Source organism: Evansella sp. AB-rgal1, assembly GCF_041820985.1.
GTDB lineage: Bacteria > Bacillota > Bacilli > Bacillales > Salisediminibacteriaceae > Evansella.
In genome coordinates, this window is sequence record NZ_JBGUAU010000019.1 from 26,493 (window position 1) to 51,038 (window position 24,546).

Sequence of the window (24,546 nt, forward strand, 5' to 3'; positions counted from 1 at the left end):
AGGATTATCAATATTTTCCTTGATGAGGTATAATTAAACAATACTGCTTGCAATTAGGAGGACGGCTGTGTGGTTACAAATCAACGAATAACAGCAGAAGAGCTTGATTTTAAGCAAGTTGTGGATCACTCATTAAACGCTAAGTTAATTATAGATGGTACAAATGTGTTGTACGTAAATAATGCTTGTTTAGATATGTTAAAAGTCGATGAAGAAATGTTAATTGCTAATGGATATAAAAGTTATTTTCATCCTGATTATCAAGAGAAATATGAAAATAGTGTAGCAAGAGCTTTAGAAGGCAAACGAGTGGAATTAATGGAACAAAAGATGATTAGGTCTGATGGTTCTCTCATTGACGTGGAAGTAGTTTGCGCACCATTTTATAACAAAGGAACAACCCTTGTACAGGTGATTATTCGGGATATAACGGAAAGAAAAGAAAACGAAAAATTGCTGTTACAATCGGAGAAGTTATCGATGATTGGGGAAGTGGCAGCTGGGATTGTACATGAGATTAGAAATCCTTTAACGACTATAAAAGGTTTTTTACAGCTAATTGAAAGTAAAGATAAAAGTGATCAAAAATATATTCAAATTATGAAAAGTGAAGTTACTAGAATAGAAAAAATTGCAAATGATCTTCTGAAATATTCCAAGCCAAAAGTTGAGTCCTTTAAAGTGGAAAACATAGTAGAAGTGGTACAAGATGTATTATTTATGTGGGAAACAGAAGCATTTAAACGAAAAATCACGATGGAGTTTGCCGCTACAGAAAGTAATATTCCTATACTCTCTGAAAAAACACAGATTACACAGGTTTTCATTAATTTGATCAAAAATGCAATGGAAGCTGTTGATAATCAAGGTGAAGGGGAAATCACCATTGAAATTCATAAGAGTGCAGCCCATGTTTTTATAAAAATTAGAGATAATGGTTATGGCATTCCAAAAGAGATGCTAGATAAGCTTGGAACATCATTTCATACAACGAAAGAAGATGGAACAGGATTAGGCCTAATGGTTACTTATAATATAATTAAGAATCATAATGGAACGGTAATTGTAGATAGCCAATTGGGTGAAGGTACCACATTCACCATTGTATTACCGATAGAATATGAAAATAGGAAAATGGAAAGCAGTTTTTAAAAAGACTGCTTTTCAGTCTTCATGCAGCAAGTTACTACGTTTATGGCATAATAATTTAATCCTCGTTTGTTCATCTCTTTTTCTAGTATGGTAAGAAATGCGGGATCTAACTCCATTTTAATAGCATTTTCATAACATTTTATTAAACTGGTATCTGAAAGTTGCTCCATTATAGTCACCTCATTTGGAGAATGTTTCTGTTAAAAACATATTAACAGAACATACGTTCCTATACAAGTTTTCATACCTTAAATCTCATAAGTAGTACTTTGATCATTTCTACATGAAATAATAGAGCTATCTCTTAACGATGTATGTTTATGATGAAATTGTAGAAAACTTACTATATAATATAGGTATACATATGAAAAAAATGAAAGATCAACGTGGTCGTTAACAGTCAGAGAGTAACTTTCTGACTGTTTTCCTATAGGATTGATTAAGATTAAAGGAGAAGGCGTATGGGTGTTACAATAAAGGATGTTGCAAAAGAGGCCAATGTGGCTCCCTCCACCGTATCGAGGGTTATTGCAGACCATCCAAGTATTAGTATAGAAACAAAACAACGAGTACGAGAAATAATGAAGCGGTTAGGATACCATCCAAATTTTCAAGCAAGAAGCTTATCAAGTAAATCAGCACAAACAATCGGAATAGTCATGCCGGATTCTACAGATCGAGTATTTCAAAACCCATTTTTCCCAGAGGTAATTCGTGGAATTGGAAGCGTTGCGCACGGAAGAGAGTACGGATTATTCATTTCCACAGGAGAAACAGAAGAGGAGATCTTTGAGGGCGTGCAACGAATGGTCTATGGTCGTAGAGTAGATGGGTTCGTGCTTTTATACTCTCGAGTACAAGATAAGGTCACCAATTTTTTACGAAAACAAGGGTTTCCTTTCGTTATTGTAGGAAAACCAAATTTTCATATGGACGAAATAAGTCACGTGGATAACGATAATGTCAAAGCAGCACGAGATGCCACAAATTATCTCATTCAAAACGGTCATGAACGAATTTCTTTTATTGGCGGATCCCGCGAGCTATTAGTTACCGTGGACCGGTTAGAGGGTTATAGACAAGCTCTTGAGGAAGCAAACATACCTTTTCAAGAAGAGTATATTATTACAGAAAAAGCTCTAAAAGAAGGGGGAGAGGAAGCCGCAGCAGAGTTAGCGAAACTTCCCAAAAAACCAACCGCAACGATTGTTACAGATGACTTAATGTCGTTTGGTCTAATGAATGCGTTATATGGATCCCACATAAAGGTTCCAGAAGATCTATCTATCATTAGTTTTAACAACGTTTTACTAGCAGAAATGTCTCACCCACCTTTAACATCCGTAGACGTCCAAGTATTCCAACTAGGATACCAAGCAGGAAAATGCCTCATTGAAAAAATAAAAGAACCGAATGAACCAAACAAACGGATTATCGTGCCTCACAATATCGTAGAAAGAAAATCAATTATAACAATCGAGAAACAACAAGAAGAGGAACGAAAAAATAGGTAGGGACATAACCGGAACGGAGAAAACGAACGGTGTGTATCCTAAGCGAGGAAAAATACGAAGACTCCGGCGGAATCAAAAGGCAACGGTGAGACTCCAGGAATGCTTAAGCACTCGGCGGCTCACCAGCCGCCCGTGGAACGCGAAGTATATTTCCGTAGCGAATAGGATAAAAGTGTATCATTCGATCGGATTTCTCAGCGATAGAAGCACTTTTGTCCCAGCCTCATCATGTTCATTCAACGTAAGAGATTACTAGATGCATAACAAAGGAGAAACCGCTGTGGTAGGAAACTTCATTTTTGCACTTACCATCATCGTCTGCGGATTACTAGCAGGTCGATCCCTAAGAATCCTCACTGAAAAAGGAAAAATCCAATCACACCAAAACATGCACAAACTCCTACAACGAAGCACACTCACAGCACTACTTGTAGTAAACCCACTCATCATACTAGGCGCATTTTGGTACGTCCAACTAGAAGACATCAAACTTATTCTACTTCCAATTCTAGGAGGAACGGCCATCCTCTTCGGAGGCGCACTTGCAATCGTCGCAGCAAAACTATTACACATGAAGCGAGAGCAAACAGGAGCCATGTTCTCCTCCGGAACATTCACAAACCTTGGAAGCTTCGGTAACCTATTTTGCTATGTCTTCCTAGGCGAAGCCAGCCTCGCCTTTGTCGCCATGTATCGCTTATTTGAAGACTTTATCTACTATGCTATTGGATTCCCAGTTGCCCAATCGTATGGCGAAGAGCATGCCGCGGAAAAACAAAGGTCCGCACTTTCTAAATTAGTGAGAAATCCGTTTGTCATTCTAACTGTGACGACCATTTTGGTAGGGACACTCCTCAATTTGTCGCCGCTAGAGCGGCCAGCATTTTACGCAGGATTAAATAGTATTCTTGTACCAATTTTCACTATTTTACTCATCGTACCAACTGGTTTTAACATGAAGCTAGGAGCAGTAAAGGGATATATAAAAGAAAGCATGATAATAGCAGCAATAAAATATGCGATTGTTCCTGTGGCTGTTATTATGGTAGGGTACCTCACTGGACTGCATGTAATATACGATGGAATTGTCTTTAAAACAGTGGTTATCCTAGCGGTCATGCCACCAGGATTTACATCACTTGTACCACCACAGCTATATAAACTTGACCTTGATTTAGCCAATTCAAGCTGGCTCATTAATACTGTTTTACTTATCATTATTCTACCAATTGTATTTTTATTTATGTGATATGCTTGTTTTCTCTTCTACTAACACTAACCTCCTCACGTTAATATTATAAAGGAAAGAGCAATATGTCTTTCGCTCTATCCATGTATGAGGAGGAATCTTATATGGGAATCGATGAGTTAAAACAGTTAATGAAGGACATAAAAGACAGAAGTGAAAAAGACCCAAATGTTGATTCCAAAGAAATTCTTAATATGATTCAACAAAGATTGTCCAAGAACCTTCCCCAATAACAAAGGTAACCGTTGAAAAAGTACAAACGAACTTTTTCACTGTGTTAGGTGGTAGTGCTAATTGATCCAATCGTTCCGTGTCTACTCAGAGAAACTCGTTTCTCATCAGGTTTTTAAAAAAGAAGGGTCAGACTCCTGAAAGTGAGGATACTAATTTGAAGGAGCCTGATCCTGTCTTTATTAGTAAGAGTGTAACTTCTAAAGCATCTGAAAACTGGAGTGCGTGGTAAGTTAGGTAATCCTAAAGCTAGCTCTCATGTAACGCAAGCGAGAAAAAAAGTAGAGGTTTGATTTCCATGATACGTTCATGAACAGGCAAGAAGAGGAAACAGAACGACAACGTATAGATGAAACTTCATAGCAATCAGAGTCGTATACATAGTTGGAAATTAGTTCTTTCGGTTTGTCTTAAAGGATATTAGAATGAAGAGAAGGAGGTATGAATATGAACATGAAACGGTTGTTAATAAGTATAATGAGTGTCCTAATAGTATGTTTCTTGTTTTTTCCACAAACAACAAATGCAGCTGTATCCATTCATGATAATGGAGATTTCTTTACTGATAGTGAAATTGAATCGTTAGAGGCTAGTTTTGTAAATTCAACTTATCATTACTACGTTCATACAGTAGTGAGCTTGGGAGGAGTTCCCATTGAGGATGCAGCAAGTAATCTTTTAGAAGAGGTTCGTACAGAGGGTTATGATGCTGTCATTCTCATCGACTATGATTTTGGTGAAGTATACATATCTGTGACCCCGGGAACGAGTATCGACAGAGCCATTGATACGCTACACAACTCCGATCCGTTTGGTGCCTTATTAGACGAAACGTTTCTTCCTCATGCCATGGACGGAAATTTTGAAGCGGGGATAGAATCTCTCTTGTCTCGTATAGAGTCGTTACAGGTTCCAGATAGCAACACATCTACACCACCACCTCCTCCGGCACAAAATAGTGGTCAAGGCGGAAGTGGAGGCATTGTGTTTCTCTCTATTATTGGAGTCATGCTTTTAATAGTTGTCATTGTGTATGGACTAAGTGTTCTATCTCAGCGGAAAAAAGCGAAGATACGCTATACAGAAATACTACAAAGTCAAAAGAATCTTCTTGCGAATGTCCTAGAACCTTATAATAAAACGAATGAAAAAGTACAATTATGTAGAGGAGAAACAAGGGATATTTTTGAGCAATTAAATGATGAGCTTCTCCTTCTTTTAAACCGAGTAAAAGAAAGAGAAAAAGAATTAGAGCGAATCACGATTCCAAAGGGTAAATTCACAGCTTTTTTCAACAAGCTGAAGCCATTTGAGGATGTAAGTAAGGCAGACAAAATGGAATTAGAGTCTTTAACTTTGCAAGTTGACGAACATGTGCAAAAAGAGCTTGAAACTTCTCGAGAATTATCAAATTTACGAAATCAAATGGAGCAGTATGACGAGCAGCTTCGTAAGCTTCAAACAGAGGAACAAAGAGATTTCGCCTTACTAATGAAGAAGAAAGAAAATGTTGCGAGGAAATTGAATGATACAATTAAGTTAGAGGATGCGTTTGATTTTATTGCTGCAAACAACCAACTCGATAAAGTAGCTACCGAAGTTTCAAGTCTGAAAGCAGATATTCAACTTTTGCAAACATTACTAGAGGATGATAAGCAAGTAACAACCAACATCGAGAAGAAAGAGACGGAGATAAGCTCCTATATCGAAAGAGAGCGTTTGAGCTTACCGGATGAAGATCCATTTGCTTTCATTAAGGACGCACGCCTGTATATGGATAACTTCCGTGGTCACTTATATGCAGGGGAAGTGAATAAAGCTGAATCAGTAAGCAAAACAATTTATGACCGATTAGATGAAGCGAAGTATCGAGTGGAAACACTTGTACAATACAGAGATAATACAAAAGAACATGTCATTACTCTATCTACGGCTATAAAATCCTATTTTGACTTAGATAGCTCCTTTGCAAAAGAGCTGGAGCGACTTCGTGTGAACTATGCCGAGCATCATTGGATCCACCTACAAGACCAGTTTTCCAAACTGAAGCAGTTGGTGGAGGAAATAGTACAGAAACTTCCAGAGGTGGAGAGCTGGCTGAAAGATAATGTTCAGGAATACAAAAAAAGTCATGAATTAATGAACTCTCTTTTAAGTAAATTTGAAACGGTGGAAAAATACTATCATAATTGTTTTCAAGCTTTCGAATTGCTAGAAGGACGTAAAGGGTTAATGGAAACAGAGTTAGAAGGACTATATGGAAAACTCCAGAAAGCTCAAAACGATGTAGCGCAAAATTCTCTACAGGTGAACAATAAACACTTTTCAGCGATTGAAAATGGCCTATCAGAGCTAGAAAGAAAGCTGAAGAGCTTACCAATTGATATGCAAGTAATTGAAAAGCTAGTTTCCGAAGAAAAAGGTTATATTGATGAATATAGTCGTGATGTAGCAGCAAGGCTGGAAGAAAAGCGACGAGCAGAGCGAGAGTGGTCCGATTTAAAATCGGCTTACAGTCAAGCGGAGAGAAGATACTCGCTAGGGTTCTTTACATCTAACTTCAGAACTCGTTTCCAATCGTGTGAGACACAAGTGCAAACATATATGTCTCAAGGGCGTTTTAATGAAGTGATGAGTGAAGTTGCTATCGGAAGACGTATTATTCAAGATATGAAGGACGAACACGATCGTCGTGAAGCACAACGACGTCGCCAAGCAGCGCAAATGCGCCGACATACCACGTTAGGTGGTCCAGGTGGATTTGGCGGAGGAGGCTTCGGTGGCGGAGGTCGACCGGGTGGCCGTTCCGGTGGTGGAATGGGCGGATTTGGTGGAGGTTCTCGTGGCGGTGGCGGAAGCTTCGGATCTCGCGGAGGTGGCGGCGGATTCCGTGGCGGAGGCTCTCGCGGTGGCGGACGTAGGTTTTAAGATTGATTAGCTTTGAAGGGCGCATGGGATTTCCATGTGTCTTTTGGTTTCGGACAGATACTGAACTAGCGCCTACCCGAGTCGCAGGTTAAAACCGAGAGGAAACGTGAGGATAAGGGAGATTTCAACTAGGTCATTTTGTAGGCACTACGCGGGTAGCGCCTACCCAAGGTATAATCCCAAAAAGACGCATGGAGACTTCTAGAGATAGAAGAGCCCCATGCGTCTATAAGGAACAAATATGTTATCTTAAAATAACCTACTCATCCTTCTTCTGTAATTTTGCTTTCAGTGCTGCTAACTCGTTGTCAACACTGCTGTTGGAATCTAATGCTTTCAACTCATCATCTAATGATTTATTGACACTGCGCATCTCTTCCGATGTTTCTGCTTCTGCTTCATGAAGAATAACCTTTTCTTCCATGCGTTGGAAACCACTTTTTGCACCTGTTCCGATTCCAGATAAAGTTTTGTTTACTTTCGCTCGTGCTTGTGCACTTTCGGAACGAGCTTTCAATGAATCCTTCTTCATCTTCATTTCATTGTATTCGTCTTTCATTTCTAGCAATTTTTCTTTTAACTCAGCAGAAAGTTTTTGAGCTTCTTCGTGAGATTGCTTCAAAGAATCTGCATTTCCTTGTTGCTTGTTTTTGTCCTCTAACACTCGTCTTGCTAGATCCTCATCACCTGATTCTAAGGCTTTAATAGCCTGTTCTTCCCGGCGCTTTACATAGGCAGCAGCTTCTTCATACTTGTTTCTAAGTACTTTTTCATTTGCTATTTGTTTAGCCACAGCTGCTTCCACTTCGGATATGTCGCTTTCCATATCTACGATGAATTGATCGAGCATTTTTGCTGGATCTTCTGCTTTGTTTAATAAGGAATTCAATTCAGACGAAACGATTGTACGAACACGGTTAAAAAATCGAAACATGTAAATCCCCTCCAGTGGTCTTTTATTATTTACATAATACCATAATTTACAAGGTAGCTTTATAAATCCCTATAAAATGATACGATTTTATGGTAGGGAAGGTTTCACTTTTTTTGAGTGCACGATCGAATTTGATGGTAGCAAAGAGAAACCCTATTTTAGTTACTGGAGAGGTATTTCAAAGAGTGAATTAGAGGATTCGATTTTTAATTGCCAAAAGGAGCAGAGGAAAGCGGCGAAATGGCAAAAAACCACGATTTAATTTCCAAACCAAGCAGAGGAGATATGTAAAACGGCAATTAAACCAATTTCCAAGACAATTACCTATTTTTAAACAAGCACCCCCCCACAAGAGCAGTTTTCAAGACAAACCAAAGCTCTCCAGATTCAAAGTTGTTTAGCACGATGTTCCAACAGAATTACCCTTTATGATTTACATCCGCGTCTGTTTCTGTAAAAATATTAATAGAATAGTAAAAAAAGTAGTATATACGTCCATATCAACTTTCTGTAAACTTAAGAGTAAGTAAGTGTTTCGTTCATGTTCATTCATGAATTGCATGGCTACCTCCCTGCGAGCATACTAGCCGACACTAAACATATGAGGTTACGACGACTTCACACATTGTTTCTACTTTGTAATGAAAAACTTAAAAAAAGTCTCACCTAACAGAAACCACATAGATCTATGTGAATCAAAAAACAAAGAAGTTGGTGAAAAAATGAACGGAATAACAATGAAGGATGCTCTACGATCCAGCGCCCAAACACCGATGACACTACTTCAATCTGATACAGAAAAAAATAATTTACTAAAAAAACTTAAAAATCAAGACTCGACTCGCAACATGTTACAAGATATAAAACAGGAAGCAACAAGGCTAACCCAAGAAAAAGAACCAGAACTATCTTTTACTTTATTCAAGCAATTCAAGGAAACTGGTACCCGAAAGGAATATGAAACAGCCTATTTCTCCAAACGAAGACGCCTGAACACATTTGCAATCATGACTTTACTAGAACAAGATAACCCTACATACAAAGAAGAACTAGAGAATGCCATCTGGTCCATTTGCAATGAGTACACATGGTGTTTGCCAGCACATATCCATAAAGAGAAGGAGTACGCAACAACAATCGACCTATCGTTACAGCAATCCGACAAAATGAAAAGGTATACAATTGATCTGTTTGCTGCAGAGACAGGGTTCGCACTAAGTGAAATCATTACCTTAACAGAGGATATCATTGACCCACTTCTCGTAAAAAGAGTGAAAGAAGAGATCTATCATCGTATTTTTTGGCCATTCCAAAATGAAACGTTCCATTGGGAAACCGCAGAACACAACTGGGCATCCGTATGCGCTGGATCCATTGGTGCTGCAGCATTATACCTCTTGGATGATGAAGATGAATTAGCAAGCATACTAGAAAGAGTCCTCTCGACCATGGACTACTATTTGCAAGGATTCCAAGAAGACGGAGTTTGTCTCGAAGGCTATGGCTATTGGCAATACGGATTTGGCTATTTCACCTATTTTGCAGACCTAATAAAAAAGAAAACGAACGGAGAAATAAATTTATTTGCATCAGAAAAAGTCCATGAAATTGCACGGTTTCAACAAGCATGCTTTATACATAACAATATTACCGTCAATTTTTCCGACACATTCGCAAATCTCTACACATTCCCAGGGTTAAGTCACTACTTAAAACGCACGTACCAAGACATTCAAATCCCACCTGCGACCACACATGCAAACTACACCGACGATCATTGCAGCAGATGGGCACCAGCAATTCGAAATCTACTGTGGGTAGACGATTCCCACACAGAAGGAAAACCATGGCCAGATGAAACCATTTATTTTCCACACTCACAATGGTTCATCTCTAAACACACATCACAAACCGGACACTTTGGTTTTGCAACAAAAGGCGGGCATAACGACGAGCCACACAACCATAACGACATGGGCCACTTTATGCTATATAAAAACGGGCAAGCATACCTATCAGACATAGGATCAGGACTATACACCCGAGAGTACTTCGGACAAAACCGATACAACCTACTCTGCAACGGATCACACGGACACTCCGTTCCAATAATAAACGGAATTCACCAATCAGCAGGGAAACGCCATGCAAGTATCGAAGACATAAACAAGGAAGGTAGCAGCAATTCCATCTCCATCAACATGACCGACGCTTATGATGAAGAAAGCTTAACAAAGCTAGTACGAACGTTCTCTTGGGAAAAATCAAGTCAACCTCACCTAACGTTGGTAGACTCCTATCAATTTTCCGAGATCCCTTCGTCCATGGTGGAACGCTTTATATCTCCCGTTGAAACGTTAGAACTCACAGAACGTGGCCTCCTTATCACTGGAGATCAAGGACCACTACACGTCATCGTTGATCGGGAAAAAGTGGATGTAACCTGGAACAGAGTCACTTACACAAACCACTTCGGCAAAGACGAAGCAGTAACACTCATAGACATAACCTGGAAACAACCATCTACACAAATGGACATAGAGATAAAGTTTCAGTGGGGATAAATACTATTCTATATTTTTTCACTCATGCAACTAGAAGATATGCAACATACCAAATGAAAACACCCTCATTAGTAGGGTAAAAGAGCTCAAGCAATTTAAAATTTGCAAGGTGGTAGATGAAAATTCGTTATGAGGATAATTAGTACTTTTAACTATATATGCAATGAGCGAAAGCAGGATCAACTCCAGTGGGAAGCAGAGTAGAGGCGAGATCCCGCAGAGCTTTAGCTCGAGGATAGCTCGGCAACTCCCCACAGGAAAGGGAGCAGGCTGAAGGGAATGAAATACAAACCAACAAAGTTAGTATTACAAGATAGTTTACGAGCAGTATAGAAAGTCAAATTTGTTCTATTTTTCATCAAAATAGATTCATGGATTCGTAGAATTACTTTCATACAATTATTGTACTAATAATCGGAGGTGTATCGATGAAGCAAATAAAAGAAAATCCGTTACAAACGAGGCAAGACGTGGTTACGTTACTTCATCAAATCTGTGAGCCTTTAAAGAATCATTTCAGTGAAGGATCGTCACGCATATATGTTGGAGATACAAACGCTCATTATGGAACGGACATCGCAGGGATGGAAGCGTTCTCTCGCGTTCTATGGGGCCTAGTTCCTTTATTAGCAGGGGAAGAGGAAAGCGAGCTACTCCCAACGTTTGTCAGGGGAATAATTAATGGAACGAACCCAGCACACGAAGAGTATTGGGGAAAAGTGGGAGATTATGATCAGCGATCAGTGGAGATGGCAGTGTTTGGTTATGCGTTAACACTCATTCCTGAAAAAGTATGGGAGCCACTTACCGATGATGAAAAAGACAACGTGTATCACTGGTTAAATCAAATCAACTATAAAGAGATCGTACCGAGTAACTGGCAGTTTTTTCGAGTGCTTGTGAACGTTGGCTTTGAAACAGTGGGTCTTCCTTATGATACGGAAAAACAAGAAGAGTCTCTTGCGAAAATTGAATCGTACTACATGGGGGATGGCTGGTATAGTGACGGTCACAATGAGCAGCAAGATTACTATATTCCCTTTGCTTTTCATTTTTATAGTTTAATTTACGCAAAAGTAATGAAAGAAAAAGATCCTGAAAGGGCGGAACGATATAAGGAGCGCGCTGCTATTTTTGCAAAGGACTTTCTTTATTGGTTCGGGGAGGATGGATCAGCGCTTCCTTTTGGAAGAAGCTTATCGTACCGTTTTTCCCAAGGGGCGTTTTGGAGTGCCCTTGCCTTTGCTGATGTAGAAGTGATGGATTGGGGAGTAGTGAAAGGGCTGGTACTACGACATCTTCGTTGGTGGATGAAACAGCCGATCTTCACGAAAGATGGTTTACTCACGATTGGTTATGGATATCCGAATTTACTTATGTCGGAAAATTACAATGGTCCAGGATCTCCTTATTGGGCATTGAAATCGTTTCTGGTTTTAGCATTGTTAGAGGATCACCCGATCTGGGAGTCGGAGGAGAAACCTTTACCGAAACTGGAGAGTCTTTCTGTCCAGAAGCATCCTCGAATGGTGATTTGCCGAAGTGAGGATCAACAGCATGTGGTTTCCCTAACGTCAGGGCAGTTTTTGAAGTCTATCCACGGGCAAAATGATGCGAAGTATGGGAAGTTTGCGTATTCAAATAAGTTTGGTTTTTGTATTCAGCGTGGTGTGGATGGGGCTGCGCAGGGGGCGTTTGATTCGATGTTGGCGTTGAGTGAGCGTGATGGGTATTATCGTGTTCGGAAGCGTTGTGAGGTGGCGGAGCTTCGAGGGAATGTGTTGTATTCGTTGTGGAAGCCGTGGCGTGATGTTTCGGTGGAGACGTGGCTTGTTCCTGTGAATGCGGATTGGCATGTTCGAGTGCATCGGATTGATTCGGAGCGGGAGTTGAATTCGATGGAGGGTGCGTTCTCTGTACCGATGGAGGTTGGAGAGTCTGGTCGGGTGTCTCCTGTTGTGTTTGATGGCGAGCGGGGTGTTTCGTTACCGTGGGGGGCGAGTGGAATTGTGTCGCTGACGGGGGATCGGGATTCTTCGTTGGTGAGAACGGATCCGAACGTGAATGTTCTTTATTCTAGTCCTACGTTTATTCCATCGTTGAAGGGCGACGTGGAGAAGGGTGTGACCGTTTTCGGTGCAGCTGTTTATGGTTTTGCGAGTGAGGGAGATGGAGCAGAGAACTGGAAGGATGTTCCGGAATTACGCCAGGATGATAATGGCGGTTGGGAAGTTGTGTTTAAGGGAAAAGTGATTACTTCAATTTAGTAGGAGGGCGAGATTATGACGGAAAAATGGGTAGAGGAAGCATGGTCGAAGGTTAGTGAGAAGGTTGGGAGAACGAGCGCAAAAATCGGTGCCAACTTTCCTCATGCAAGTATCGATGGGAAATATAAACTGGAGGCGCCACACTGGTGGACTGCTGGATTTTGGCCAGGGTTGCTTTGGTTGTTACATAGGGATTCGCAGGATGAGTCTTTGAAGGGAATCGCGGAAGAGTGTGAGGCGAAGCTGGATAAGGTGATTACGGATTATTATAAGCTCGACCATGATATGGGCTTTATGTGGACGTTGACGAGTTTGACGAATTATAAGTTTACGGGAAATGAGGATTCGAAGCGCCGGGCGTTGTTGGTGGCTACGATTTTGTTAGGTAGGTTCAATGTAAATGGGAATTACATTCGTGCATGGAATCCTTGGTTTGAGGGGAATGAGAATTCTGGTTGGGCGATCATTGATTGTATGATGAATTTGCCGTTGTTGTACTGGGCGTCGGAGGAGACGGGCGATCCTCGTTTTAAAAATGCGGCGATGAAGCATGCGGACATGGTGCTGGAGTATTTTATTCGTGAGGATGGAGCGGTTCATCATATTGTTCGTTTTGACTCTGCGACAGGAGAGCATGCAGAAAACATTGGTGGTCAAGGCTACGCACCTTACTCAGCGTGGTCCCGTGGAACTGCGTGGGCTATTTATGGCATGGCGTTGAGCTATCACTACACTGGAGAGGAGCGGTATTTGCAAGCTTCGAAGCGTGTGGCACATTTCTTACTGTCTCACTTACCAGAGGACATGGTGCCTCATTGGGATATGAGAATTCCTGATGATGTGCCGAAATATCGTGATTCTTCGGCTGGGGCAATCGCGGCGTCCGGGTTGCTATTACTCGGGGAGAAGGCTGGGCCGGTAGAGGGGCCTCTTTACCGAGATGGCGCCGTGGCAATGTTGAAGTCTTTATACGAAAACTATGGCGACTGGGAAAATGAAGCAGAAGATGGCTTAATTTTGCACGGAACAGGTCACTATCCTGAAAATAGTAATGTGGATGTACCGTTGATTTATGGTGATTATTACTTTGTAGAAGGATTGGCAAGGCTGAAAGGGTATGACGGGTTGTTTTAATGAGACCACCCATTCAAGTGAATAGTTGCACCATGGGAAATGAAAATACGCTGTGAAGTTATTTTGATACTGGACTCCTTATAAGGAATGAGCGGAAGCCCGAAGACTCCAGTGGGAAGTAGAGTAGAGACTTAGGCACGACAACTCCCCACAGGAAAGCGAGAGGGCTGAAGCGAATGGAATTCAATCAAACAAAGTTGTTAATCAAGATAGTTTACATCTAATGATGAAGCGTGTTTTCAGGATAGACCTCCTTTGAGGGTTGCACTAATTTAGTGCACTCGTGAAAGGGGTCTTTTTATTTGTGTAGTTTTTTTTGCGATAGGTGATTTTGGGATACGGGATAGAGCTTAATTATGTAAACCAAGTTGGACCTTGACGAGGAGGTGGGGAACGCAGCGACCCTTGGTAAACAAAATCTTTCACCAAGGGAGCCCGCTCGTTGTTCGTGGTGTGATTAACTTTAACCTAAGGGAGACGATCTTCCTCAAGAGGTCTTCACTCGGTTGGGGATCAACTACGATCACGCGCGTGTCTTCGTGTAAGCAATCCAAATATTGATCCACTTCTTCGCGATCGGCTAGGCTGTAGGAGAGGCCGACGATGATGAAGGTGTCTATTCGAGACGCACGACTTTTAAAGGTACGAATTCCTTCTTTTACCCAACGTAGGGAACGTTGATAATTGTTTTTTCGCGGTGGTATGATGTCTGCTTCCATCCTTGGGTCTAGCCACTCGCTTTTTGGTACGGTATGGACGTGGCCGGTGTCGTGTAATCGTGTTGGTTCGTTCCAACGTGTGATGGTTGCTGGTTCGTCGACGATGTCAAAGTCGATGGAGCCGTGTGGTTTGATGACTGGAATGCCTTGTTCGGGTTCGGTTGTGCCTGTTCGGTAGTGTGGGATCCCGGCTGCTTTTAGTGCTGTTTCTAATAGTAGTTCGTAGTTGAAGGAGATGGCTAGTTCGAGCTTGTCTTTGTTTTGGTGGAACCATTTTGTCCATTTCCAGTCGTGGATGTGTTGATTTTCTGCTTTCATTTGAAAAATAGAGTAGGATATGGCGAGAAACCTTCGCAGTTGGCTGTCTTTGTCTGTGTTATATTGCTTGCTTTTCATGAATGTTTCGATTGCTGCATAGTCATTTTGTTCTGTATGAGCAAGTTTAAAAAGTTCGTTTTTGATTGCTGGTATGTAGTTGATAAAATGGTTGTAGGTGATTTGGTCGGTATTGAAATGGGAAAATGGTTCTGATGGATTTAGTCCTAGTTTTGTGGCGAAGTCGATGGTAAAGCCATTACCGATTAGTAGTCCCATGTTACCCATAACGTGAAGGCTCCTTTCTTGAATTGTCCTCGAGCGTTCTATATTTGTTATGTTTAGGTTTTTACGAAGTTGTGGAATTTATGCTTGTCGTGTTGTTGGAAGATAATATCGGCAATAATTTGTTTAAGTTTGCTTCCATAAACCAATACTTTTTAACTAACAGTAATTGTAGAAGGAGTTTGGTCATCATGGAACAAAAAGGGAACTTTTTTAAAGGGCTTTTATGGGGAACTGCGTTTAGCATTCCTTTATGGGGAATTATCATCGGTCTCTTGAAATTAATGTTATAATAAAACATTATGATGTCTTCATTTAATTTTCGAATGGAGAACATTTTTTTGAGGAGGCCGTCCAGTGAAAATTCGTAATTATCGAGATAAATCGTTAGAGGTATTCGAGCTTTTTCATGAAGAAGCAAATACGAGGTTGGTAGTTGTACCAGAGCGAGGTGGTATTATTACGGAGCTTCGTATTGCTGGGGATGAGTTGTTGTTTATTAATGAGGAGACACTTCATGATAGAGATTCAAACATACGAGGTGGAATTCCTATTCTTTTTCCTATCTGTGGTGGATTAGAGGATGGGGTTTATGAATGGGAAGGGCAAACGTATGAAATGAGGGGCCATGGTTTTGCGCGAGATATGCCATGGGAGGTAGTGGAAACGAATAATGTAAATTCTTTATCTATTACTTTGCGGTTAGCAAGCAATGAAGAAACGAAGAAGTCGTACCCGTTTGAGTTTGAAATTATCTATACATATGAATTAAAGAAAGATGAACTTGTCATTCATCAGGAATATAAAAATTTATCAAAGGAAGTTATGCCGATTCATGCGGGGTTTCATCCATACTTTACATCCATTTCAAAGCTTGTTGGCGTGGATACGGATTCCACATCGTATTTGGATTATAATGATGGGGAAATTAAGCCGTTTTATGGAAGTGTTGATTTAGATAAGGGGAAAGAGGCGGTAGTTTTGTTGGATTCGAGGCGAAATTATGTGACGTTTCCTTTGCCGCATATGGAAAAACGGGTGACCCTTGAGTATGGTAAGGAGTTTTCTTATATTGTTCTTTGGTCCACAAAGGGGCAAAATTATGTTTGCATCGAGCCATGGATGGGGTTAAAGTTAGAATTTAATAAGAAAAATGAATTGTATCGATTGGAATCTGGTAAGACTTGGAAAACATTTATGAGTATCAAAGTATAAAAAAGTACTTATATCATTCCCTGCAAAACAATATTCTGCAGGGGTGTTTTTTATATAAAGCAATGTTAAAGGACAATGTTGATATCAATTTGGAGTAAAAATCAACATCAACGTTTAACAGAGCCGATAGTAAATAAAGTAATGATAAAGATTTCTAAATTCCTTTAATACAATACATGTTTAAAAAACTGGAATTCTCACATCGTAACAATATTGTAATATACCATTATGAATATTTACCTTTTTTTTGTTTTCATTAATACAAATTTTCTATATACTTTGATTGTGCACAACTTTATACCTATAACAATTAGAGTATTCAAATATATTTGTCGAGTCGTGTTGTTTGCTCGCTTGTTATCTAAATGAGAAACTTCAATCAGTAGTATCTACGCACTTTAAGAGAGTAGTGGGGTGAAATAGGATGAGCCAGCTAAAAACATTATTTGAGTCCAGTTTTCATGAGTTTATAAAGTTTATTAATTATCTTGAGGATGCTATTTTTGTCATGGAGGTAGTATCAGGCGAGTCATTTCGTTATGTAGCATTAAACTCAAAGGCTATTGAGTTAGCTGGATTTAATGGATGTGTGATTGGAAAACATATTTCAGATGTAATGGACGAGGATAATGCTCGCCTACTTAATCAGGAATATATGAATGTGTGTAGACTAAAGGAACCCCGTACATATGAACAACGAAGTAATGATGATAAGGTTGGAGAAACAATATTAACACCTATTATGAATGAAAAAGGCGAAGTCACCTATGTATTAGCTGTGACCCGCGATATTACAAAGCGAAAAAAAGCAGAGGAAAAGTTACTGCAAAGTGAACAACGATATCAATCATTAGTAGATTATCATTCGTCTGCAGTATATACATTAGATGCAGATGGGAAAGTTAATAATGCTAATAGAGCTACAAGTGAAATATTAGGATATGAAACTCTGGAGTTATCTAAATCATCTTTTCGACCAATAATTGAACCTGAAGAAATTGAAAAAGTAGAGCATTTTTTCAGCAAGGCGTTACATGGAGAAACGGTACAATATGAAACAAAGGTGATACATAAGGAAGGTAATTTGATTGATTGTAGTATTATTAATATCCCTATTTTTGTAAATGGGGATATTGTTGGTGTGTATGGTATTTTAAATGATATAACGAAGGAAAAAAGAATGAACCAAGCGATAAAAGATAGTGAAGAACGTTATAGTAGATTAATAAATTACTCACCGGATGCGGTGATTATACATAGCGATGGTTTTATCGAATATGCAAATGAGGCGGCAGTATCATTATTTGAGGTTAATAGTAACGAGCAACTAATCGGAAAATCTATTTATGATTTTTTCCCTATTCAATCTCGAGAAAAAGTGAAGCAGAGCATTCAGCTGTTATTAGAAGAAGGAAATGAATCGAGTCTACAAGAAGAAAAAATTAAAACGGTAAACGGGAATGAAATAGATGTAGAAATATCAAGAATTGAGATTAATGATAAAGGGAAGAAGGCAGTTCATTCTGTTATTAGAGATATTTCCAAGCGAAAGAAAGTGGAAAAGGCTCTAGTAGAAAGTGAAGAAAGATATCGTTTAATTACAGAGAATACAAGAGATCTAATTCAGTTAGTGGATGTAAATAGAAAAACCTTATATGCCTCACCTTCTCACAAGAGAATGCTTGGCTTTCATCAAAAAGGTCTTATTGGTCATACTATAGTAGAAATTGTTCATAAAGACTTTCAGCAACAATTTATCGATAAATTTGAGTATGTACTTCATAAAAAGAATTATGAGAGTATTGAAGTAAAAGCAAAACATAATAATGGAACATGGTTATGGTTGCAACTAGATATCACTCCAATTGTAGATGAGAATAATAATATTGAGAAAATCCTACTTGTGGGAGAAGATATTACTAAGCGGAAGGACTATGAAGCAAAGATTCATTATATGGCATATTATGATCCATTGACAGGCCTTCCTAATCGGAGCTTTTTTAAAGAGAAAGTGAAGAAAGTGTTTCGAAGTGCTTTAAGGGATAGACATCAGGCTGCTATCCTATATTTAGATTGTGATAATTTTAAGCCTATTAATGATGAACTAGGTCATGATGTGGGTGACTTGTTTTTACAATCACTGGCTAATCGGTTGAAGAGTTGCATTCGTGAAAACGATACTATTGCAAGAATTGGTGGAGATGAGTTCAACATTCTCATGCCTTCGATTACCCATTGTCGGGAAGTGGAAGATGTGATAGAAAAGATACTTGCATGTGCAAGGGAACATTGGACGTATGAGGAACAAGACTGGATCGTCACGATGAGCGTTGGAGTTGCGCTTTACCCTAAGGATGGAAAAGGTTTTAAATCTATTATAAAAAAAGCAGATGCTGCATTGTACAAAGCGAAAGAAAATGGAAAAAACACTTACGCATGGTATGAGGCGGAAGTTCAAGAAACGATATAAAATACTGACCACCATCAGAAAAAACCTGCAATTATTTTGTCGCTTTTTTACTATTGATAGTGGTATCAGGGAGACACGAAATTTGGTAAAATCAAGATAATGTAATCAAAAAATGCGGAATAAAGGAGACAGAATCGATGAGTTGGAAACTAAACTATGAGAAATGGGTTGGAACTCCAAATTTATTAAAAGAATATAAAGATGAGTTAGATCAATTAGCGGGAAATGAAGCAAAGCTGGAGGAAGCGTTTTACCGTAACTTAGAGTTTGGAACAGGTGGATTACGAGGCGAGCTAGGGGCAGGTACAAATAGAATGAACTTGTATACCGTTCGAAAAGCAACGGAAGGTCTTGCTCAATACATAGTATCTCAAGGTTCGGAAGCAATGGAAAGAGGAGTGGCAATTGCGTACGACTGCCGTCACATGTCCCCTGAATTTGGTTTAGAAGCAGCAAAAACGTTAGGGCATCACGGAATAAAAACATACTTGTTCTCAAGTTTACGACCGACACCGAGTCTTTCTTTTGCAGTAAGATATCTGCATGCTTTTGCAGGGATTGTTGTAACCGCAAGTCACAATCCTCCTGAATATAACGGCTATAAAGCATACGGTCCAGATGGTGGTCAACTTCCGCCGAAGATGGCTGATGAAATAATTGAATTTGTAAACAAAGTGGAGAATGAGCTTGAAGTACAAGTAAAGGAAGAGAAAGAGTTACTGGACTCAGGACTTCTCGTATATATTGATGAAGAAGTAGATGAGGCATATTACAATGAACTTCTGACGTTAGTGGAAAACCAAGGTCTGATAAATGAAATGAAGGATGACTTGAAAATTGTTTTTACACCGTTACATGGAACAGCAAACATCCCAGTTCAAGAAGGTCTAAAGCGCATGGGCTTCCAAAACGTAACTGTTGTAAAAGAGCAAGCGGAGCCAGATCCAAACTTTTCTACAGTAAAATCACCAAATCCAGAGGAGCATGAAGCTTTTACTTTGGCTATTGAATATGGGAAAAAAATAGATGCAGATATTTTAATTGGAACGGATCCTGACGCAGACCGTGTTGGTGTTGCGGTGAAAAATGCAGCAGGAGACTATCAAGTTTTAACTGGAAATCAAACAGGTGCTCTTTTGCTTCACTATTTGCTAGAGCAAAAACAGGCAAAAGGTGAACTAACGAACAATCATAAAGTCATCAAAACCATTGTTACTTCGGAAATCGGACGTAAGCTAGCGGAATCGTATGGTATAGAAACTCTCGACACGTTAACTGGTTTTAAATTCATCGGTGAAAAGATCAAAGAATTTGAATCTGATGAGCGAGAGTTCCTGTTTGGATACGAGGAAAGCTACGGTTACTTAATAGGTGATTTTTGTCGCGACAAAGATGCCGTTCAAGCTTGCTTGCTAGCAGCTGAAGTAGCAGCGTATTATAAATCTCAAGGAAAATCAATGCTTCAAGGATTAAACGAATTGTTTGAAAAAGTAGGATATTACAAAGAAGACTTGGCTTCTTTAACGTTAAAGGGTATTGCTGGAGTGGAACAAATCAACAATATTATGAACGAGTTCCGTGCAGAACCACCTACAACACTTGGAGGACAAAAAGTTGCTGTTGTTGAGGATTACCAATCTCAAACAAGCAAAAACCTAGAGTCAGGCGAAGTGTCACCTATTGAATTACCTAAATCGAATGTGCTGAAGTACAAATTAGCTGGAGATGCTTGGGTTGCATTAAGACCTTCTGGAACGGAGCCGAAAATTAAGTTTTACTTCGGAGTAAAAGGAAGTTCTGAAGAAGAAAGTGTAAGTCTTTTGGATAGCTTAAAAGAAGACATTTTAGCTCGAGTCAAAGAATAAATTTTTAATGGAAAACCAGGGTGGGCTTTTGGCAACCTTGGTTTTTCATTTTTTTATGAGCCGTGTATTTTGATATTGGTGAGGTTTTAGTTAAAAATAATCTTCGGCCAATTGTGTATATATTCCTCATTTTTCCACATACTAGTAAAAAATTATTACTGAGGTGAGAAAAATGGGGTTAATTAATTCAATTGTTGAATGGAGAAATGCGCAGTATGATAAAAGAATTGCAAAAATGGAGGCGAGAGGGATATGCCCAGATTGTCGTGGAAGAGGATTCAACGTTTTTGCAAATGAGTACTATTACTCCTCGTCACATATAGAGTGTGGAGGTTGTAATGGTAGCGGAAGTTTTGCAGATTGGAATGGGAGATAAGTAGCTGGAGCTAGTAACTTGATTTGTTAGGTGTAGGAATCGAACCTTTACGGAGCATTTTGTCTTGTGAAAGGAGCGATCAGAGCGGAATCGAGCCTTTGCGAAGCATTTTGTCTCATGAAAGGAGCGATCAGAGCGGAATCGCGCCTTTGCGGAGCATTTTGACTCGTGAAAGGTTCGATCAGAGCGGAATCGAGCCTTTGCGAAGCATTTTGACTCGTGAAAGGAGCGATCAGAGCGGAATCGAGCCTTTCCGGAGCATTTTGACTCGTGAAAGGTTCGATCAGAGCGGAATCGAACCTTTGCGAAGCATTTTGACTCGTGAAAGGAGCGATCAGAGCGGAATCGCGTCTTTCCGAAGCGTTTTGTCTTGTGAAAGGTTCGATCAGAGCGGAATCGAACCTTTCCGGAGCATTTTGTCTTGTGAAAGGTTCGATCAGAGCGGAATCGAGCCTTTGCGAAGCATTTTGTCTTGTGAAAGGAGCGATCAGAGCGGAATCGAACCTTTGCGAAGCGTTTTGACTCGTGAAAGGTTCGATCAGAGCGGAATCGCGCCTTTGCGAAGCATTTTGACTCGTGAAAGGTTCGATCAGAGCGGAATCGCGCCTTTGCGAAGCATTTTGTCTTGTGAAAGGTGCGATCAGAGCTCCTCCAAATCACGGACTTCATTCTAAACTAAAAAGCACCGAAAAAAGTGTAATACCACCTTTTCCAGTGCCCTATCTACTATCTACCATCAACCCAGAAAGAACCAGCGCCACCACGCCAGCGTCACAACACCACTAACGCGTTACAACGATCACAATGCCGTCTGATAACTCTCATTCTGAATCTCCACAATCGCTTTATGAATTCGGCGATTACGAACATCTTCAATATACAAACTAATATTTTCGTACTCCATCGTGTCACCTTTCACAGGTAAGTGCCCAAGAGTATCACTAATCCAACCACTTAACGTATTCGACGATGTCTCTGGAACATCTAAATTGATTGTTTCACAAAATTCTTCAATCGAAATTCGACCATCCATACGTACTCTTCCATCTTCCAGTGTCTCAATTAATTGCTCATTTTCGTCGTGCTCATCCCAAATTTCACCGACAATTTCTTCTAAGATGTCTTCAATAGAAATTATGCCTGCTGTACCGCCATATTCGTCCAAAACTATTGCTAAGTGAACTTTATTTTTTTGTAAATCTTTAAGAAGGTTCGAGATTTTAACAGAACCTATCACAAAATAAGGTGGACGAACTATATCTGAAAGAAGAGGCTTCTCCTCTTGCACATACTGAACGAAAAAGTCACGGTGGGAAATGACTCCAACAACGTTGTCAATTGTACCTTCATAAACTGGAATTCTAGAGTATTTTTCGGATATTAATATATCTTTAATTTCTTCTATAGGTGTGTCTATAGAAACTGCAACAACATCCGGTCTAGGTGTCAGGATATCTTTTACAACAATGTCATCAAATTCAATGGCATTGTGAAGTAGTTCCCGCTCTTGAGTGTGAAATGTCCCTTCTTCTTCTCCAATTTCAACTAATGCTTTTACATCTTCATCCGTAACACTAGGTTCCTCATTGTTTAAGGTAAACAATTTATTAATCCCTAATTTTAACTGGACAAAAAGCCATGTAATTGGGTAGAAGATTCTCATGATACCTCTTAAGGTTGCAGAGATTGTAAGCAAATATTTTTCAGCAAATTGTTTTGCTAAAGATTTCGGTAAAATCTCCCCAAAGATTAAAACGATGATTGTTAATACAATCGTAGTGACAACTAGTGTACTACCACCATTACCCCATGTTTGTGTTGCAATGCTAGTCGCAATCGCAGTCAATGCGATATTCACTATGTTATTACCTATTAAAATCGTAGATATGCTTTGGTCAAAATTTTCCGCCATCTCTAACGAACGTTTTGCTCTCACATCATTATTTTCAGCTTGATTACGTAAGCGCATTTTATTTACACTCGTAATAGCCGTTTCTGATGCAGAAAAATAACCTGATAACAATAACAATGTCCCTAATAAGATTATCGAGGCATAGGGTATACTGTCCAAAATTCCATCACTCTCCTAAAAATATAGTTACTGTTACTATATCTCATAAATTAGATTTTTAGCAATAGAAATTTGTACCTTTTGAAAATAATTGACTTTTATCATATGAAAATAGAGAAAAAAAGCTCATAATGATTGAAAATGTAAGTAGAATTGTATATTTTTTAATCACCACTTCTATAATCCCACATAATCTTCCAGCCATCTTCTTCTCTTGAAGCAAACGTATCCTGAACAAATTGAAATCTCCCGTACTTGCCACCGTAATACTTCGTAACCGTAACTCTATAAACACCAGGTATCGCCTCGGAATCTTCTGACATACGCCACCCATTGACCCGTTTCGCACGACTTAACGAAAACTCAAACGTATCTACACCAAAATGATTCATAAAAACATGATTTCTGTCTTGCATATAATTACTCCGACTAAAACGCTCCTTCATCAACGGATGAAACATCTCCCAAGAAGAGGAAAATTTCGCTTCCTGCTCATAACGATAAAACTGATCCACAGCCCTCTTTGCCTGCTGTGATGGAGACAAATAAAGAAAGAAGATAATAACCACAACGAGAATTACAATACCAATAATAATAACCGGACCCGATGACACACCTCTACGATACAAAACTGTACCTCCTTCACTAGAAGGGTTGTATACACCAAGCTTATTCGATCAACTGCTTGTTTATGAAAAACGTTAGAATATAGTTTTATAAATTGGTATTCACATCAGGTGATTTCTTGTCCTTGAAGTAGGTTAACATCTGTCCTTTCAAATAGATGAAGGCAAGTATCAACAAAAGCGTGATGAAAGAAGAGAATGAATGAAGAAGAAAATCTACAAGTCTGCCATCTCTACCAACAATAAAAAACTGGTTCCATTCATCGAGTAGGCCAACAAAAGATGAAAATCCCCATGTAATCATAAAACGACGATGGATAGGAATTTTTTTGAAGGTAAGAAAAAAAGAAACACTTAACGAGCTGTAAGAAACAAGATGCCCAGCTAGTTGTAGAATTTCCTCCAAATTTTTTTCAAAGGGATAGAAGGTATAAAAATCACTTTGATAGTGAAATAAAGACACAAGCGAGAAAGTGTGATATTCCGGCGGGTGAAACCAAGTGCTTACATCGTGCACAACTAAATAAGGAGTTGCAGAAAAAACAGCAATTCGTATTAATAAAAAAGCTAAAATGAATTTACGCATATGATTATCCCCTTTTTAGGAGACCAGAGGGTGTCTCAAATGTTG

The 24,546-nt window shown here is 39.4% G+C and carries 18 protein-coding genes; 12 read left to right on the forward strand and 6 right to left on the reverse strand.

Annotated features, from left to right (window positions below; genetic code table 11):
* Positions 1-69: 69 nt before the first annotated feature.
* The gene (locus ACERII_RS16360; RefSeq protein ID WP_373643790.1) at positions 70-1,152 is read left to right on the forward strand and encodes a two-component system sensor histidine kinase NtrB; all 1,083 of its coding nucleotides are present in this window, start codon (positions 70-72) and stop codon (positions 1,150-1,152) included.
* On the opposite strand, the gene ACERII_RS16365 is transcribed toward ACERII_RS16360, so the two are convergent.
* Complete coding sequence (locus ACERII_RS16365) at positions 1,149-1,322, reverse strand: sporulation histidine kinase inhibitor Sda (protein ID WP_373643791.1); 174 nt, start codon at positions 1,320-1,322, stop codon at positions 1,149-1,151. The genes ACERII_RS16360 and ACERII_RS16365 overlap by 4 nt on opposite strands.
* Positions 1,323-1,613: 291 nt before the next feature.
* On the opposite strand from ACERII_RS16365, the gene ACERII_RS16370 reads away from it, so the two are divergent.
* The 4 genes from ACERII_RS16370 (at position 1,614) to ACERII_RS16385 (ending at position 7,074) form a co-directional block, all read left to right on the forward strand.
* On the forward strand, positions 1,614-2,666 hold the full coding sequence (locus tag ACERII_RS16370) for a LacI family DNA-binding transcriptional regulator (RefSeq protein WP_373643792.1): 1,053 nt from the start codon (positions 1,614-1,616) through the stop codon (positions 2,664-2,666).
* Between the two features lie 256 nt (positions 2,667-2,922).
* Entirely contained in the window at positions 2,923-3,915 is a 993-nt protein-coding gene (locus ACERII_RS16375) for an AEC family transporter (RefSeq protein ID WP_373643793.1), read from the forward strand.
* Between the two features lie 104 nt (positions 3,916-4,019).
* Positions 4,020-4,148: a hypothetical protein gene (locus tag ACERII_RS16380; protein WP_373643794.1), complete on the forward strand. Its 129-nt coding sequence runs from the start codon at positions 4,020-4,022 to the stop codon at positions 4,146-4,148.
* A gap of 445 nt (positions 4,149-4,593) precedes the next feature.
* The gene (locus ACERII_RS16385; RefSeq protein ID WP_373643795.1) at positions 4,594-7,074 is read left to right on the forward strand and encodes a TPM domain-containing protein; all 2,481 of its coding nucleotides are present in this window, start codon (positions 4,594-4,596) and stop codon (positions 7,072-7,074) included.
* A gap of 259 nt (positions 7,075-7,333) precedes the next feature.
* Here the strand turns inward: ACERII_RS16385 and ACERII_RS16390 are convergent, their stop codons facing one another.
* Positions 7,334-8,008, reverse strand: coding sequence for a PspA/IM30 family protein (locus ACERII_RS16390; protein WP_373643796.1), 675 nt, complete (start codon positions 8,006-8,008; stop codon positions 7,334-7,336).
* A gap of 722 nt (positions 8,009-8,730) precedes the next feature.
* Between ACERII_RS16390 and ACERII_RS16395 the strand changes: the two genes are divergently transcribed.
* The 3 genes from ACERII_RS16395 to ACERII_RS16405 all read left to right on the forward strand — a co-directional run bounded on the left by ACERII_RS16395 (position 8,731) and on the right by ACERII_RS16405 (position 13,973).
* Complete coding sequence (locus ACERII_RS16395; protein ID WP_373643797.1) at positions 8,731-10,572, forward strand: heparinase II/III domain-containing protein; 1,842 nt, start codon at positions 8,731-8,733, stop codon at positions 10,570-10,572.
* 428 nt (positions 10,573-11,000) lie between these two features.
* On the forward strand, positions 11,001-12,839 hold the full coding sequence (locus ACERII_RS16400; RefSeq protein ID WP_373643798.1) for a DUF2264 domain-containing protein: 1,839 nt from the start codon (positions 11,001-11,003) through the stop codon (positions 12,837-12,839).
* A gap of 15 nt (positions 12,840-12,854) precedes the next feature.
* Positions 12,855-13,973 (forward strand): glycoside hydrolase family 88 protein, encoded by a 1,119-nt coding sequence (locus tag ACERII_RS16405; RefSeq protein ID WP_373643799.1) that lies wholly within the window; start codon positions 12,855-12,857, stop codon positions 13,971-13,973.
* Between the two features lie 422 nt (positions 13,974-14,395).
* Here the strand turns inward: ACERII_RS16405 and ACERII_RS16410 are convergent, their stop codons facing one another.
* Positions 14,396-15,295, reverse strand: a complete 900-nt coding sequence (locus ACERII_RS16410) for a hypothetical protein (protein WP_373643800.1) — start codon at positions 15,293-15,295, stop codon at positions 14,396-14,398.
* 354 nt (positions 15,296-15,649) lie between these two features.
* On the opposite strand from ACERII_RS16410, the gene ACERII_RS16415 reads away from it, so the two are divergent.
* The 4 genes from ACERII_RS16415 to ACERII_RS16430 all read left to right on the forward strand — a co-directional run bounded on the left by ACERII_RS16415 (position 15,650) and on the right by ACERII_RS16430 (position 21,218).
* Positions 15,650-16,507 (forward strand): aldose epimerase family protein, encoded by an 858-nt coding sequence (locus ACERII_RS16415; RefSeq protein WP_373643801.1) that lies wholly within the window; start codon positions 15,650-15,652, stop codon positions 16,505-16,507.
* Positions 16,508-16,931: 424 nt separating this feature from the next.
* Positions 16,932-18,977, forward strand: a complete 2,046-nt coding sequence (locus tag ACERII_RS16420; protein ID WP_373643802.1) for a PAS domain S-box protein — start codon at positions 16,932-16,934, stop codon at positions 18,975-18,977.
* A 137-nt stretch (positions 18,978-19,114) separates the two neighbouring features.
* Positions 19,115-20,842, forward strand: a complete 1,728-nt coding sequence (locus tag ACERII_RS16425) for a phospho-sugar mutase (protein WP_373643803.1) — start codon at positions 19,115-19,117, stop codon at positions 20,840-20,842.
* Between the two features lie 172 nt (positions 20,843-21,014).
* Positions 21,015-21,218 (forward strand): methionine aminopeptidase, encoded by a 204-nt coding sequence (locus ACERII_RS16430; protein ID WP_373643804.1) that lies wholly within the window; start codon positions 21,015-21,017, stop codon positions 21,216-21,218.
* A 799-nt stretch (positions 21,219-22,017) separates the two neighbouring features.
* Here ACERII_RS16430 and ACERII_RS16435 read toward each other — a convergent pair.
* The 3 genes from ACERII_RS16435 to ACERII_RS16445 form a co-directional block, all read right to left on the reverse strand.
* On the reverse strand, positions 22,018-23,289 hold the full coding sequence (locus ACERII_RS16435) for a hemolysin family protein (protein ID WP_373643805.1): 1,272 nt from the start codon (positions 23,287-23,289) through the stop codon (positions 22,018-22,020).
* A 164-nt stretch (positions 23,290-23,453) separates the two neighbouring features.
* A complete protein-coding gene (locus ACERII_RS16440) occupies positions 23,454-23,918 on the reverse strand; it encodes a hypothetical protein (protein ID WP_373643806.1) in 465 nt (154 codons plus the stop codon).
* A gap of 85 nt (positions 23,919-24,003) precedes the next feature.
* The gene (locus tag ACERII_RS16445) at positions 24,004-24,501 is read right to left on the reverse strand and encodes a VanZ family protein (RefSeq protein WP_373643807.1); all 498 of its coding nucleotides are present in this window, start codon (positions 24,499-24,501) and stop codon (positions 24,004-24,006) included.
* Between the last annotated feature and the right edge of the window lie 45 nt (positions 24,502-24,546).